Annotated in this window: 10 protein-coding genes; 2 read left to right on the top strand and 8 right to left on the bottom strand. The window is 58.3% G+C overall.

Translation table 11 applies throughout. From position 1 onward, the window contains the following. Positions 1-24: 24 nt before the first annotated feature. From ACR0AU_RS19115 to ACR0AU_RS19100, 4 genes are all read right to left on the bottom strand, one after another. A complete protein-coding gene (locus tag ACR0AU_RS19115; RefSeq protein WP_480796097.1) occupies positions 25-7992 on the bottom strand; it encodes a SpvB/TcaC N-terminal domain-containing protein in 7968 nt (2655 codons plus the stop codon). 296 nt (positions 7993-8288) lie between these two features. After that, positions 8289-8876: a Smr/MutS family protein gene (locus ACR0AU_RS19110; RefSeq protein WP_170515080.1), complete on the bottom strand. Its 588-nt coding sequence runs from the start codon at positions 8874-8876 to the stop codon at positions 8289-8291. After that, positions 8876-9916 carry a murein transglycosylase A gene (mltA, locus tag ACR0AU_RS19105; RefSeq protein ID WP_170408811.1) on the bottom strand — a complete coding sequence of 347 codons (1041 nt, stop codon included), beginning with the start codon at positions 9914-9916 and terminating at the stop codon, positions 8876-8878. Before mltA ends, ACR0AU_RS19110 begins: the two co-directional genes overlap by 1 nt. Continuing rightward, on the bottom strand, positions 9913-10572 hold the full coding sequence (locus tag ACR0AU_RS19100) for a Tim44/TimA family putative adaptor protein (RefSeq protein WP_170399461.1): 660 nt from the start codon (positions 10570-10572) through the stop codon (positions 9913-9915). Before ACR0AU_RS19100 ends, mltA begins: the two co-directional genes overlap by 4 nt. Before the next feature lie 108 nt (positions 10573-10680). On the opposite strand from ACR0AU_RS19100, the gene ACR0AU_RS19095 reads away from it, so the two are divergent. Both ACR0AU_RS19095 and secB read left to right on the top strand, forming a co-directional pair. Further along, positions 10681-11181 (top strand): FxsA family protein, encoded by a 501-nt coding sequence (locus tag ACR0AU_RS19095; RefSeq protein WP_170636831.1) that lies wholly within the window; start codon positions 10681-10683, stop codon positions 11179-11181. Between the two features lie 54 nt (positions 11182-11235). Then, complete coding sequence (secB, locus tag ACR0AU_RS19090) at positions 11236-11739, top strand: protein-export chaperone SecB (RefSeq protein ID WP_170399455.1); 504 nt, start codon at positions 11236-11238, stop codon at positions 11737-11739. Positions 11740-11764: 25 nt separating this feature from the next. On the opposite strand, the gene dnaQ is transcribed toward secB, so the two are convergent. The 4 genes from dnaQ to ACR0AU_RS19070 are packed head-to-tail and all read right to left on the bottom strand — an operon-like array spanning position 11765 to position 14499. Continuing rightward, positions 11765-12487: a DNA polymerase III subunit epsilon gene (gene dnaQ / locus ACR0AU_RS19085; protein ID WP_170399452.1), complete on the bottom strand. Its 723-nt coding sequence runs from the start codon at positions 12485-12487 to the stop codon at positions 11765-11767. Beyond that, positions 12480-13073 carry a dephospho-CoA kinase gene (gene coaE, locus ACR0AU_RS19080; protein WP_170734061.1) on the bottom strand — a complete coding sequence of 198 codons (594 nt, stop codon included), beginning with the start codon at positions 13071-13073 and terminating at the stop codon, positions 12480-12482. Before coaE ends, dnaQ begins: the two co-directional genes overlap by 8 nt. Then, complete coding sequence (locus tag ACR0AU_RS19075; protein ID WP_170515525.1) at positions 13070-13903, bottom strand: shikimate dehydrogenase; 834 nt, start codon at positions 13901-13903, stop codon at positions 13070-13072. The genes coaE and ACR0AU_RS19075 overlap by 4 nt, the downstream gene beginning before the upstream one ends. After that, positions 13900-14499: a nucleoside triphosphate pyrophosphatase gene (locus ACR0AU_RS19070; protein WP_170734063.1), complete on the bottom strand. Its 600-nt coding sequence runs from the start codon at positions 14497-14499 to the stop codon at positions 13900-13902. Before ACR0AU_RS19070 ends, ACR0AU_RS19075 begins: the two co-directional genes overlap by 4 nt. Between the last annotated feature and the right edge of the window lie 298 nt (positions 14500-14797).

Genomic DNA, 14797 nt, shown 5'->3' with positions numbered 1-14797 from the left:
AGGTACCCTTTCTGACAACTGCGTTCACCATTTCAAATGGCCTTTGATACCCTGGCCTTGCAGGATCGACATCGTGCCTGCCGCGCCCAGGCCAAGGTATCCAGCGGACCGTCGGAAGAAGCCGCCAACGCCGCCCTGACGATGGCCTGCATCGATTTCGTCCACCCAAAAATCGGCCGCTTCGCGCGCGGCGGTTTTTTCGCCTTTGATTGCGGAGCGAGCTTCGGTTCCGGCCAGTGCAATTGAGCCGAAAGCTGCGAGCCCGGCGGCAAGGACCGATCCGGCACCACCACCCGTGACGAGCTTGCCCGACACCGAGACCACGTTGAGAGTGCCCGAGGCTGTGCCCTCGACCACATTTGCAGTGCCCACGCCGGTCTCGCCTTCGGCGATTTGCGTGATCCCTGTGCCAACCTGAATGCCGCTGGCCGCCATACCGATCACCATGAGCCCACGGCCCATGACCCCTAGGATGGCGCGGCCCCCGGACAGGGTCTGCGACACTGCCTTGCTGCCCCGCATTGCTTTGGCGAGCTTGGAAATTGAGGTGATTTTGCCTTGCTTATTCACCATGTTCATGGTGTCGACTTTTTGCACCATCGACGCAGTATCGGGCGCAGCGCCCGGGCGGTAGACTTGCACGGTGCCCTTGATCATGCCGGTATTGGTGTCGAATGAGGTCAACATTCCGTTCCCCTGTTTCGGGATCTCGATCAGCGTCCAATTGCCGTTGCCATGCGCCACCAGGTGAGACCGGACTCCGGCGACCTTCACACCCTGGGCATGGGTGGTGTTGACGTCTGCAAAGGAAACCATGGCAGTGGGCGGGTGCGTGTGTGCGATAGCCGTCGTTCCCTTTGGAATCGAGACCTCGGGCTTGGTGGCCGTGCCCTTCAATATCTTGAACGTGTTGTTCTCTTTGATAAGGGCAAACTCCTGCACGCTGCCTTCGGTGTTCCTGACCTGAGTCGCCAGCGCATCAAGCGTCTCAAGACCCTTCTGCAACGATGCAACTTCAAGGCCTCCGTTGGGCACAGTGGGCGGCGCAGTGCCCTCGGGATCGTCGAGCGTTACCGGGTTGTTATAGGCATAGGCATAAAGGTTCAGCCCACCTTCAATTCCGATGGGATCGGCGCTGATCCATCGGCCGAGCCAAGGGGCGGCATAGCGGGCACCATGATGGTTAAGCCCGGTTTCGGCATCCCGCTCCATCGCGGTATATCGAAAACGTTTCGGACCTAGGCCAGCGGTGGCAACGCCTTGATAGGTGGTGCTGCCGAAGGGGCTGTATTCCTCGTAAGACAGAACATTGCCATTCTCGTCCAGTTCGATCCCCACACTGCCCACATGGTTACTGTGCTGATAACGAATGACGCGGCTGACCGCACCACCGGCGATCGTCGTCTCAACCAATGCGATACGGCCAGCTTCGTCCCCCACATGCAGGGTCTCTCGGGTCCGCGGGTTTGCACCCGGTTCGCGGATAATGTCGAACCCACCCAGCGAGATCGTTTCGCGCCGAATGGCTCCTGCAGCGGTTTCTGTCACTTTTCGGATGCGAGTCCCGTCAGATGCGTAAACAAAGAATGTGCGGTCCCCTTGGTGCGCCAGGCCGTCCGCATCATCAGGTCCAACTGCCTGACGGCGGCACATGCGCAGTTGGTTGTCGTGGTCCCATGAGATCTGATCGAGATGAGAAAGGCGCAGCATGTTGCCCATCGCATCATAGCCGTCACCGCCCTGACTGATGATATCATTCAAGGCACCGACCGATGTTTGACTTAAGCGGTTCGAGGATACCCCCGCGGCCAGATCGCTGTCCTCGCCATAGGTGTAGGTCCGCGTCCAACCGGGCGCCACCGGATCAGAGCCCCGGTGGCGCATCTCAATCAAGTTGCCCGCAATGTCATAGTGAAAACGCTCAAGATACCGGCCAAGGGCGAAACCATCACCGCGGTGTGGCAGCCGGGTTCGCGCGGCGTCGTTATAGCTGTGGGCGCTGGGTGCGCCGCCTTGCTGGCCCAGATGTTCGCGGCCCGTCGCCTCGATCAAACGATGCAGGGCATCAAACGTATAGTCGTTAGAGGCATCAACACGGCGATTGCGGAAAAAGATCTGCTGTTGCGCGCTGTCGCGGATGTGGGTCACGTGGCCAGACACATCGTATATCATGTGCTGCGCCTGCAAGTGGCATCCTGGCCAGCCTGCAACTGGCGGTGTCGGACAGTCCAAGCCAAAACCCGTTGCATCGCGCCGGGTGATGATGCGTTCGGTGAGACGGGTCAACGGATCATGCAGGATTTCTGTTTCAACCGCGTTGCCATAGATGATGCGTTCGCGGTCGCCCCAAGGGTTATATGCAATGCTTGAGACCACGGCATGATCCGCAGTGGCGGGATCCAACAAAGTGTCAGGTGCCGCGGGTCGTGCGTGCCAGGTGTCCACCCGATCAAGCCGCGAGGACGGGTTATAGCGGTACTGCACAACCTGGATGCGCGCGCCCGGCGATTGCGATTGCAGCGGCACCAGTTGGACCGGACGGTCCAGCGCGTCAAAGCGGGTTTGCCCTGCGAAAATCTCGGGCTCAGTCGCCACGGGTGTGGCCCAATCGAGCGTGGTGCGAAACTCCTGCGCCAGTTGCCGCTGGCTGCGGATTGGGTTGCCTTTGAAATCATGGGCCAAAATTTCCATCGTGCCGGATTGGTCGCGGCTGATCGCAATGCGTTTGCGATGGTTCAGGGCTTCGGGCGTCGGCAGCGATTCTCCGTAGATCGTTTCATCGATCCGCAGCTCAGGACCCGCATTGATGCTTAGATGAGTGGCGATGGGTCGGCGCAATACATCGAATTCGTGGCGCAGCCGGTGGTCGCGCGCATCCCACGTAAACGCCGTTTCGCCACTTACATCCGTTAGCCGCCAACGGGTACCGCCCTCCATACTGTCGGTCCGAATGGCGGTGCTGAGCATGTCGAAAGCGGTACGCTGAACCTCGCGCCCAAGCTCATCCCAGGTTCGGCGCGTATTGCCTTCGATATCGATTTCGGTCGCAACGCGGTGGAGTGTCTCGGTCGGTAGGGTGCCCGGGGCCGTGTTGCTGTAGAGCGTGCGGTTCGTGGTGAGGCGCGCGATCAGCGCACCACGGGTATCCGCCAATGCCCGCATCGGTGTGGCATCATAAAGCGCCGATTTCGATGCAGCCTCAGTGGCGCGCTGCCGGTCTTCGGGATCGGGGAAACGGGTAGCCAACGCCTGCGCTTGCGCCGGATCAGTGCGCAGCGCGTGCCAAGTGGGTAAATAGGCAGCCTGCGGCAACCTACGGAAATGGTCGCCAAGATCGGGGTCTTGGGCGGGATCCGAAATCAGTACAGTATCGCCCTGGTCCCATGTCGTCTGGTCCCAAACAGAAAACCGGTGTTTGCTCCATGTATGATCGGGATTCAAAATCCCGATCTCTCTGCCCAATGCGTCGTAGAAGAAAATTGGGCTTACACCGATGCGGATGTCGGACTCATAGGTCGGGCGATCTGTGAAGAACGGTTCGAACTGTCGAACAATATTGCCTTTGTTGTTGCGCACTTGCCAGCTGGTACCGACCCAGCGTGGCGACGGCGATGCGGACATAACCGGTCGACCATCAGGACCCAACAGGATGTTCCCCGAGCCATCACGCGTTGGGACCGGACCGTCTTCGGCCTGAATCTTGCGTTGAATTTCCTGCCCCATCCCATCTGTAAAGGTGAGTTCGGCCAGGAACGGTGTGGTTTGACCCGGCAAAAGATCACTGTCGTGAACCTCTCGATGCAGGGAAAGACCGATGACGGGTGATGGGACAGGATCCCCACGAGAGTGATAATAGGCCCAGGGATCATAAACATAACGCATTGTCGCGCGCCCAAGTGCTGCCAGAGCTTCAGGTCCACGCGGATTAGTCAGCACTTGGGTGCGTGCTGCAGGCACCAGTGTCGGATCAAAGCCATCCAGCCTGTCACCTTCGTCGGGCCCATCGACCTTGCCCATTCGGGCCATGCCGGTCACGCGGCCATAGGCGTCAAAGACCACCTCGCTGCGATTACCGTTCTCATCGGTCAATACCAAGGCTTGCAAAACGCGATAATCCTGTCGGCGTTCGGTGATTGCGCCTGCTGGACCGGTCGAGCGTACCCCTGCCGACATGCGATTGCCCAATGCGTCCTGCGTTTCCTCGATCAGCAGGTCGAAAGCGTCATAGCGGGCTGTTGTTTCCGTATGTGTTGCAGGCTGATGGAACGGGTCCCGCAGGCGATGTGGTCGAAAGAAATGCTGTCGTGCAAATGCCAGCTCTTGCGCGGGCGTATCACCGCTTGAGGGCGACAAAAGCTGACGGTCCGATGGGCGCCACCACTGGCCGTCGCCGTCAATCTCGGTGTATCCCGCCTGCGCCATCTCGGCCGCACCAACGCGGCCTCCATAAACCTGCGTGACAAGACCCGGCGTGAAGGCCAGTTGGAAGCTTTGATGGAGAAGCCCCAAACTGCCCATCTGGCCAAGCGGCAGTGGGCCGGTCAGCGTATCATCCCTGAAGTACTGACGGCGGTGTTCGATCAGACGACGCTGCACCTGACCCGCGGTTGGGGTCGCTTCATAAGCAAGATCGGCTGCAGCGTTCGCCTCTGTCTCGATCTCATCAAAGGACAAACGCGTACCCGGCGCTGGGCTTAAGCCGGTAAGCTCAAAGCTTTGTTCTTCACATGACACCGGGGCGCGGTAGGTTTGATCTGTCGCGATCAGGTCCGTGACGCGCCGCGTGTGTAATACCGCATGTAACTGCGCCTGACGCGCCTGATCTTCAGGCGTCAGCGTCGGATCAGGTGTTTGCCGGCCATACATGACATCGACGCGGCGCAGTTCAGTCCCAAACGGGTCAACCTCCAGTATGACCTGATGCTGAAGGCGTGGGTCATCGGGGATCCGCTCATAATGCGCGGTTAGACTTTCCCGGGCATGGGTCAGAAACACGGCATGACGGTTGGGTCCACGGGATTGCAGAAGATGCACAGTCTGCGTTTGCTCGACCACCTGATAGGGGTGACCGTTGGGATAGCCGGGCTTCGCCCTGCCATCGAGCGCATAGGTTTCACGCCGAAGCACCGTGCCGCGAAGCGCGCGCGCAGCCTCGCGGGTTTCTCCGGTTGTCAATCCGGGTGGCAACACCGTGTCTGGCAAAAGCCGCCGTCGCGCTTCAACATCGTCGTCACGCCAAGCGGGTGCGCGCCAGTATTCCCCACGATCCTGCCCATCAAGCAGACCAGCCAAGACATCGGGCAGACTACCTTGGTCGAGATACACGCCGGTATGAAACCATGTTCTGGTCAGTACGGGCGGAACATGAGATGCCGGGTCTTCGTTTGATGCCAGTGGCCCCAGCGCATCTGACGAGAGCGTCGCAAATTCCTCGGTGTCCCATTGTTCGACCATGCCGAACCCGCGAAACTCACGCTCGACCCCGTCGAAATGACCATGGTGAAAGGCAAAGCGAGATACGAACCGTGTCTGCGCCACACGATCATGTGTGACGATGCGATCAACGACCTGCACGGGGAAGGGCAGCCGGGTGGCCCAAGGACGACCCTCATAAAGGTCCTGCAGATAAAACCGCGACGACGAGGCATAGCGCAATTCGGTCTCGCCACCGAAATTGTTGACATATCGGGTCATGAGGTGCGGTTTTTGTCCGCCCATCAGATCGACGTAACGCAGAGGCTGACCTGCGTCGCGGGACAAAGTAGAGGACCACACAAGACAGGCGGTGCCCGTTCCAAATAGATCGAGCAGATCAACCGAAGTTTCGGTATCAAGCGGCGGCACATTCCCTAGGCGTCGACGCGGTGCAAGCCGGTTGCCAGACATGTTGAAATAGAGGTCGATACCTTCTGCACCCAGATAGACAATGTCGGTGGTGCCCGAGCCGTCGATATCCGTCAGGCGCAGGCGGCTGCGGTCGAACATCTCGAGGCGATCAAATTGCGGCGCGTCGTCCATAGCCACTTTGGTGCCGAAACGCCCATATCCGCAATTGGGCCAATAGGCGACTTCACCACAGCGGATACGAACCAGATCAGACAATCCGTCGCCGGACATATCCGCCAGAAAAATTGCAGCCTCAGGATCGGAAAACACAAGTCGGGGTCCGTCAGTGTCGTTCCATGGCTGCGCTTGCCTGCGCGCGGGGCCAAACCCGGCCTCGCCTTCAGAGGGGTGCCAGACAAAAGCGGTGTCCTCGGTCAGAAGAATGTCTGCAAGGCCATCGCCAGTCAGGTCAACCATCTTCATGCTGTCATTGGACGCATCTACATGTGGCCAATATTCAAACGCGCGGAAGTCGGACCAACCTGATTGCGCGTCGCGCTCATGGAACCCCGGGGTTGTCCGGTCCATTACCACCAGATCCGGGCGACCATCACCAGCAAGGTCCATCCATTGGCCTGACTCAGCAAATGCAGGCCGCTCGGCAACCAGCACGGGGGCCGCAAAGCGCGCCGTGCCGTTCATTGGCCCAAGGTTGCGAGTGTAATGCCAGGCACCCGGGGTCGAGGTCAGAATTCCACCAACACTGTCACCGTCCAAATCAACCCAGTTTGCCGGATCGGTAAGTCCGGCCGGAGCGCCTTCGGTCTGCCCGCGGTCAAGGCTGTGCACAATATCGTTCACCTCGGCCCGGCTATATGTGAATTCCACGGGCGGAATCGCCTGACGCCGATAGGCAAGGAACGTGGCTCCGTTCACATCGCGCGGTGCAACAGTATCGTCCGGAGCGAAGCCCGACTGCGCGACCGCCATGAGGAATGAGCCATAGCGCGTACTGCCGAGGTGCTGACGCTCGTCATCAGTGTCAGCACCGGGAGGGGTGAAATCGTCATAGGAAAACTCAGTTGCCTTCACGAGACCGCGATAGCCCGGTTCGCCCGTCGGCAGGTCGGGGATATCGTGAAATGTCAGAATTCGATGGCAGCGGCGATAGCGCCGAACCTCAAAGCCCGCGCGGTAGCTTGATGTGGGGTCCGGGCGCACTTGCCAATTTCGGCCGGGATCAGCGGATGCATGGACAAACTCATTCTGCGCGTCCGCCGCCACGTTGGGATCAGGTGCGATTGGCATCAGGTGGTCTTCGCCATAATCGAATACGACCGTGAACAGCCATCCAGCTGCATTCACATCCGGATCAACCAAACGAGAGACCCGATTACCATAGCGGATGCGTTTCAGGTACCGCTCGGCTGTGCGGGACCGATTGGCTTCGTGCGCCTGCGCCTGATCGATGCCAACTGCGTCTTCGGCGACATGCTCGTATCGGATGGCGTTGCCTTTGTCGTCGAAGGTCTCGGACAACAACCAGCGAAATACACGGGCGGGGTCGTTCGGGTCTGCCACCCTTGATAGGCCTGACGCGCCATAGATCGAAGTGACGTTTTCGCGCGACGTGACACGCCAATGCGCGATACCCGTCGCCTCGTCTGTCCACCGCTCAATGCGGGCAAAAGTGCTTTCGATCCGTGGGTGGAACCTGTGGATGGTCACACCTGGAAACCGCGCGCGATCTTCCCATTGTGCCCCCTGAGAATCGAGCAGCGGCACCAGATCTTCAGACCCCGAAATCAGGAAGACATCAGATCCGGCGGCATCGTCGTATTGGGGCAGGCCTTTTTCCGTTTTGCGCGTGATCTCGGGCAGCGAAAGTGACCATCCAAAGCCGAAAATGCCGCTGCTGGTGCCAGCCTCATAGCTCAGTTGCAACTCTGGTGTGAAACCACCGCGCCCGGGGCTGACAGGAACCGGAATCGTCAAAGACGCAGACCCGGTCACCGGGTTCGAGGTAATCTTTTCACCAATACCAGAAATCGCGCCACCGCCTTTCGGCAGATTGAGCGACAGCACATCTTTGTTGGCGCCATTGTCACCTGAAATGGCGGAAGCTTCCGACCTTTGGGGTCGGGAAATGGCAGTGGAGCCCAACATTTGGCCACCATAAATTCGTCATAAAAATATCAGCGCCACAGGGGTGCTTTACGTAGGGTAAGCAATCGGAAACCGCTGGGTCAATGCAATCAGATGGGATCGGCGATTGTCTGCCATACCGTTCTGGTTGTGTTGTTAAGCACAACCTCGCAAGCCTTGGACAAGGCTACAAAGTTTCATTGCGCCGGTGGTTTATCACCGGGTTGCTGGGTCCGAAAGAAACAGAACCGGTACGGGTAAGGCAGGCTTTGCGGGCGATGCCGATCCATGTGGACCAGCTAGAATCAGCGATCCGGCTAGCGGACGCGCCTGAGGTAAACGTAATAGGCGCCATCACCGCCATGGCTTATATGTGCGGGTGTTACCTGCAGCACCGCTTGTGCAAGTGGCGGAATAGACAACCAGTGGGGCACCTGATTGCGCAAGACCCCACGCGGCGTTGGAATGGGTCCCGGTTCGTCCCGGTCCTTGCCCTTGCCGGTGATGACAAGCACCAGCCGTTTGCCCTGTGCCTGTGCGGTCAGGACGAACCGAACCAATGCGGGATGGGCTGCGCTCATGCGCATCCCGTGCAGGTCCAGCTTGCCTTCGGGCTTGAGCTTGCCGCGTTTCATGCGACCAAAAGACTTGGTGTCCATCTGCACCGGATTTGTCCGTAAACCTTCGGTGATCGATGGCTTCAGGTTATTCCGTGACGGTTTGGTTGGCGCAGTCTGACCCAGTTCAAAGGCTTCTATCCGCGCCTTGGGCGTTTTGGTCGGTTTGGGCTTGGGCAAGGTAGTGGGGTGCACAGTCTGAGGCAGTTCGGGGTGCAAACGCTCAGCCTGTTTGGCCACCTTGCGCCACAAATCGATCTCATCCGCAGTCAGTTTGCGCCGGGTCATCAGAACTCATCCGGTAACAGGGCGTAGGCCCTCTGGATCGGCAACAGCACAACCATACGGCCGGGATCCTTCAAGCGACCGGCGGCCTGCCCGGCATCATCCCCTGTGCCAAAGAAAATGTCGGCACGTTGCGCACCCTTGATCGCCGATCCGGTGTCTTGTGCGATCATCAATCGGCGCAGCGGGTTTTTGCCATCCTTTTCTACCCAAACTGGCGCGCCCAAAGGTGTATAAGCCGGATCTGCCGCGATACTGCGCATCGTGGTCACTGAGCGGTTCATGGCGCCTAACGGCCCGAACTCGGGCGCGACACGCGTCACTTCACGGAAGAAAACATACGAAGGGTTGTGTAGTAACAGCTCAGCCCCGGCTTCAGGGTTTTTGCGTACCCAGGTCCGGATCATCTGCGCGCTGACCTGGTGCGCGCCCAGCGCACCCCGTCGGACCAGTTCCGCGCCGATCGAGCGATAGGGATGCCCATTCGCACCGCCATATCCAACCCGCAATGCACCGCCATCGGGCAGACGTATCCGGCCCGAGCCTTGAATTTGCAGAAAGAACAGCTCAACAGGGTCATCGACCCACGCTATCTCAAGGCCCCGACCTGTCAGGGCGTCACCGGTCAGCAGGTCACGGCGACTGAGCCACTTGCCCGCCTCTCGCGCCTCGGGCGGCATCCGGTAGAGTGGATAGCGGTATTTGTCAGTTGGGGTTTTCGACCCATCCAGTTCAGGTTCAAAATATCCGGTGAACAGGGCGTCATCGCCGTCTTCGACCAGAACAGGACGAAAGAACAGCTCGAAAAAAGCCCGCGCCGCGCCAGGTTCATAACTCTGAGCCACGCCACACAGCGCCTGCCAATCAGGATCGTCCAGATCACCACAGGTGTTCAGAAAAACCGAAAGGGCCGCCCCGTGATCGTCGGCGGCCCAGCCATCGAGGTCATCGAATGACAGGATGGATCGCGTCGCCTCGGCTCCGGCGGCGCTGGCAGTGGTCATGACGACCCCCAGAAATAGCGACCGGAGCGCTGCAATCATGCGTCCGTGGCAACAAGCAGCCAGTTCGGATCGTCCGCGCCCATGACACGGGCAAAGGTCCAGCTGTCCTTTTGGCGTTTGACGGTGTTCGGGTTGCCTTCGACAATATCCCCGCCGCGATCGCGCACGACCGACGTCAGCTCACCGATAAAGCGCATGGTGATCTCGGCCTGATTGGTATCCTTATCGAAGGTCGCATCGACCAGAGTGGTTTCACGCACCCCGATGAATTCGGCTTCGATGGTCAGACCTTTGTCTTCGCGATCCGCAACAACCGATACAAAACTGTCGAATACTTCTTCGGACAGGAACGGCTGGATTTCGTCCAGATTGCCCTTTTCAAAGCCCATCACGATCATCTCATAGGCGCCGCGCGCGCCCTGTACAAATTCGCTGACAGAAAAACTGGGTTCGACCCGCTTCATTGCGGCCAAAGTTTGCGCCTGTTCACTGTCTTCGGCTACATGGTCGGTGATGTCGTGATCTGGCCCGCCTTCAATCACTTCGAAATCACGGCGCGCGCCATTGGTATCAGGCTGTTGCTGAAGGGGCGGTTTCTCAAAACCTTCGCGTGTACCCAACACGCTTTTCAAGCGCAGGATCAGGAAAATGGCAATTCCGGCCAGCACCAGAAGCTGGATCAGGGGTGAGTTCATTTCGTCCTCTTTTCAGAACCCGGGCTTTGTATACGCTGCCCTCTGCCACTATGTAGGTGACAGTCGGGGCCAAGTCCACAGCCCGGACCATGCTAAAGGATACCGCAAATGTACTTGTTCTTGGCTTTTTTATTGGTTCCGATCATCGAGATCGCCCTGTTTATCCAGGTTGGCGGTCTGATCGGGCTTTGGCCGACGCTTGCAATCGTGGTTCTGACTGCCGTTCTGGGCACGGTTCTGGTGCGGACACAAGGTCGCATGGCGCTGGCGAATTTGCAGCGATCCTTTGCCGAATTGGACGACCCAACCGAACCGCTGGCCCATGGGGCGATGATCTTGCTGTCCGGTGTTTTGCTGCTGACACCTGGGTTTTTTACCGATGCCATTGGTTTTGCGCTGCTTGTTCCCGGCATCCGGGTCGCAGTGTTCCGCTATCTCAAGTCTAAGGCGACCATCACGCATTTTCAAATGGGCAGCGGCGCACAATTCAGGTCGGGGCCAAACCCGTTTGATCAGGACGATGTGATAGATGGCGAATTCACCGAGGTTCGCCCTCGCCAGAACTCCGGAAAGCCGTCGAAGTGGGTGGAAGGCCCGCACCAGCATTGAGCTATCCGGCCCAAATTGCTAAGCAGTGCCGAATTTCAATTCCGGAGAAGTTTCATGGCTGACGAAAGCCCTGCAGAAAACACCGCCGCACAGGCAGCCCCTCAGATCCAGATGCGCGTTCTGGGACAGTTCATTCGCGACATGTCCTTTGAAAACGTCATGGCGCAAAAAGGCGTCTCAGGCGACGTACAGCCCGAGATTTCAGTTCAGGTCAACCTGGACGCAAAGAAGCGCACGACCGAGCACCAGTATGAAGTCTCGATCAAGCTAAAACTGACATCCAAGGCCAAGGGCCTGGAAGACGTCCTGTTCCTGTGCGAAATCGACTATTGCGGCCTGTTCCACGTGGAAGGTGTGCCCGAAGATCAAATGCATCCGTTCCTGATGATCGAATGCCCGCGCATGCTGTTCCCGTTCCTGCGCCGCATCGTCAGCGACATCACACGCGACGGTGGCTACCCGCCGGTCAACCTGGATAACATTGATTTCGTGGCGCTCTATCGCAACGAACTGGCGCGCCGTCAGGCGGCCGCTCAAGAGCAAAAAACCGACGCCTAAGGTTTTGGTCCGCGTCTGGTTCGTGTCAGGCGCGGGTCCACAGGGCGTTCTCGCCCAGCTTTTCAACAAATTTCTGATGTGCTGCGCGCTCATCCTCGGTGATCCGGGATGGCAGGGCATCCGGTCGCGCTGTCGGGCGCCATTCCTCACCACCGCCAGACGCTGCACTTGCCGACGTTGACAATCCAAAGTCGGGCTGACGGCCTCCGATCAGCTCCAGATACACTTCGGCCAGAATTTCCGAGTCAAGCAGCGCGCCGTGCAGCACCCTGTTCGAATTGTCGATGCCAAACCGGCGGCACAATGCATCCAACGAAGCGGGTGATCCCGGAAACCGTTTGCGGGCAATGGCCAGCGTGTCGATTGCCTGATCCATCGGGATCAGCGACACCCCCATCCAGCCCAGTTCGGCGTTCAGAAACTTCATGTCGAACGAAGCGTTGTGGATCACCAGCTTGGCGTCACCCACGAATTCACGAAACCCTTGCCCAACCTTGGCAAAGACAGGTTTGTCCTTCAGCGTCACTTCGCCCTTTTCCGGCGGGCGCGGGTTTTCCAGCAGGTCGGGGCCGATGCCATGCACACCAAATGCCTCTTCCGGCATAGAACGCTCGGGGTTGATGTAGACGTGATAAGTTTCTCCTGTGGCAACGTGGTTCCACAGCTCAACCGCGCCGATCTCGACGATCCGGTCGCCGCTTTCGGGATCAAACCCTGTGGTCTCGGTATCGAGTACAATCTCACGCATCTGCCAACCCTGCCCGTATCTGCCTGACGATATCCTGCACCTGCGCGCGAGCATGGTCCAGAGTATCCGTGACAATCACGAAATCCGACCGCCCGCATTTCTCTTCGTTTGGCATTTGCTTGGAGCGAATCTGCTCAAACTGCGCCTCATTCATCGTGCCGCGCGCCATGACCCGTCTTTTTTGTTCTTCAGCAGAGATTGAAACACAAGCAACAGCATCCATCGCCGCATCACCACCGGTTTCAAACAACAGCGGAATGTCGAATACCAAGATATCGGCGGACGACGAAGAACGAAATGAGGCGCGATCCGCCGCTACCAGAGGGTGTACGATTTTTTCAATTGTTTTTAGCGCGTCAGGATCATTCGCAATGATTTGCTTCAATGCATCCCGGCTGACCGCATCCTCGGCAATGGCGGTGGGAAACGTAATCCGCACGGGCTCAACCGCCGCGCCGCCCTTTGCATAGAGCCGATGCACCGCAGCATCCGCATCCCAAAGCGCACAGCCTTCATCTGCAAACATCTGAGCGGTCGTGCTTTTTCCCATTCCGATTGATCCGGTGAGCCCCAGCGCAAAACTCATGCCAAGGCCGCCGCGCGGGTTTCAGCGTCCACTTCGGGGCGAACACCGAACCAGCGTTCAAACCCGGGAACAGCTTGATGCAGCAACATTCCCAGCCCGTCGACCGTTGTACATCCAACCTCTTCCGCCTGTTTTAACAGATGCGTTTGAAGCGGCGCGTATACCAGATCGGTGACAACAGCGCCGGGTTGCAATCCATCCAGTGGAACGCGTAACTCTGGCTGCCCTTGCATACCCAAAGACGTGGTGTTCACGACTAGTTCTGCGTCTTCGATCACATTTCCCGCCTGCACCCAGTCAACGACCGTAATCCGTTGGCCGAACTCTTCCTTCAAATGATCCGCACGGGTGCGGGTGCGGTTGGTCAACAGGATTTCAGGCACTCCGGCTTCTGCCAGCGCTTGAAGCACCGCCCGCGCAGCACCGCCCGCACCAAATACAACCGCAGGCCCATCCTGCGGGTTCCAATCGGGCGCACCGCTGCGAAGATTGGCCATGAACCCGTAGCCATCCGTATTATCCGCGTGAATTGAACCATCCTCGCGGAATACAAGCGTATTTGCCGCCCCGATGACTGAGGCACGGTCCGAGACATGATCCGCCAACCGCAAAGCAGCCTCTTTATGCGGTACGGTCACGTTGGCCCCAACAAACCCAGCCTTGGGTAGTGTCCGCAGAACGGTTTCCAGATCGGCCGGGGCGACATCCATTGGGATGTAGTGCCCCACCAATCCATAGGTTTTCAGCCAATGCCCGTGCAGTTTTGGCGAGCGGGAATGTGCAATGGGTTGCCCAATCACGCCGGCCAGAGGAACGCGATGCTCCGTCATTGATCGATTACTCCCTTTGCGGCCAGAAAATTGAGCAACTCTAACAGGGGCATACCCAAAACATTAAAATAGTCGCCGTCAATGGTAGCAAACAGGCGCACGCCTTCTTCTTCCAGTTTATAAGCCCCCACTGCGTGCCGAATACTGTCCCAGTTCCGCGCCACGTAATCACGTAAATAAGCATCCGAGCTGGCCCGCATCCGCAAACGCACCTGACCGACTTGCCGCCAGATGGGCTCACCATCCTGATAGATCACCGCCGCCGACAGCAACATATGTCGCTTGCCGCGCATTGCTTTAAGCTGCGCCAGTGCTTCTTCCGGCGTTTCCGGCTTCGACAGCATCTGACCTTCGAAATCCAGAACCTGATCGCAACCCAGAACCATAGTGCCGGGCACTTTGTCACTGATCTTACGTGCTTTCATTTCGGCAAGCGCATCGGCAACATCACGGGGCGGAGCTCCCTCAGCCATCAGGGCGCGTTTGGCTGTGTCTTCATCCACCCGCGCGATCTGAACCGAAAACGGGACGCCTGCGTTTCTGAGCAACTGCGCGCGGATCACGGACCCTGAGGCAAGGACTATGGGGACAGTCATGTGGAAAACCCCGTGTGAAAATCAATGAGTAGTCTCGAATGGTTTGTATGGCTTTCCGGTTGACACGCAACCCCGGGAATTTGGCGCAAGACTTCCCCGAGTCGCCCGGATCCTGTCCAGACGGGACAAGGATAAGTTGGAATACTCGGATAAGCATCCCGTCCCGGATTGTTCCAATGGTTATCCACAATTCAGCCCGAGCTTCTATCTCATAATTTATTGTTATTAATAATTTTTTTTTCTTGATCAACAGATTCTGCGCCGATGTGCTTCACTTTTTCCACCTGGGGAAAAAGGC

The organism is Ruegeria sp. CG1 (assembly GCF_056537265.1).
The sequence above is the reverse complement of the archived record's forward strand: the minus strand, read 5'-3'. Positions and strand labels throughout refer to the sequence as shown.

What these genes read in the sequence shown, in the direction of transcription:
- ACR0AU_RS19115 (WP_480796097.1), bottom strand. Translation starts at nt 7,992, where the DNA reads ATGTTGGGCTCCACTGCCATTTCCCGACCCCAAAGGTCGGAAGCTTCC.
- ACR0AU_RS19110 (WP_170515080.1), bottom strand. Translation starts at nt 8,876, where the DNA reads ATGACCCGGCGCAAACTGACTGCGGATGAGATCGATTTGTGGCGCAAG.
- mltA (WP_170408811.1), bottom strand. Translation starts at nt 9,916, where the DNA reads ATGATTGCAGCGCTCCGGTCGCTATTTCTGGGGGTCGTCATGACCACT.
- ACR0AU_RS19100 (WP_170399461.1), bottom strand. Translation starts at nt 10,572, where the DNA reads ATGAACTCACCCCTGATCCAGCTTCTGGTGCTGGCCGGAATTGCCATT.
- ACR0AU_RS19095 (WP_170636831.1), top strand. Translation starts at nt 10,681, where the DNA reads ATGTACTTGTTCTTGGCTTTTTTATTGGTTCCGATCATCGAGATCGCC.
- secB (WP_170399455.1), top strand. Translation starts at nt 11,236, where the DNA reads ATGGCTGACGAAAGCCCTGCAGAAAACACCGCCGCACAGGCAGCCCCT.
- dnaQ (WP_170399452.1), bottom strand. Translation starts at nt 12,487, where the DNA reads ATGCGTGAGATTGTACTCGATACCGAGACCACAGGGTTTGATCCCGAA.
- coaE (WP_170734061.1), bottom strand. Translation starts at nt 13,073, where the DNA reads ATGAGTTTTGCGCTGGGGCTCACCGGATCAATCGGAATGGGAAAAAGC.
- ACR0AU_RS19075 (WP_170515525.1), bottom strand. Translation starts at nt 13,903, where the DNA reads ATGACGGAGCATCGCGTTCCTCTGGCCGGCGTGATTGGGCAACCCATT.
- ACR0AU_RS19070 (WP_170734063.1), bottom strand. Translation starts at nt 14,499, where the DNA reads ATGACTGTCCCCATAGTCCTTGCCTCAGGGTCCGTGATCCGCGCGCAG.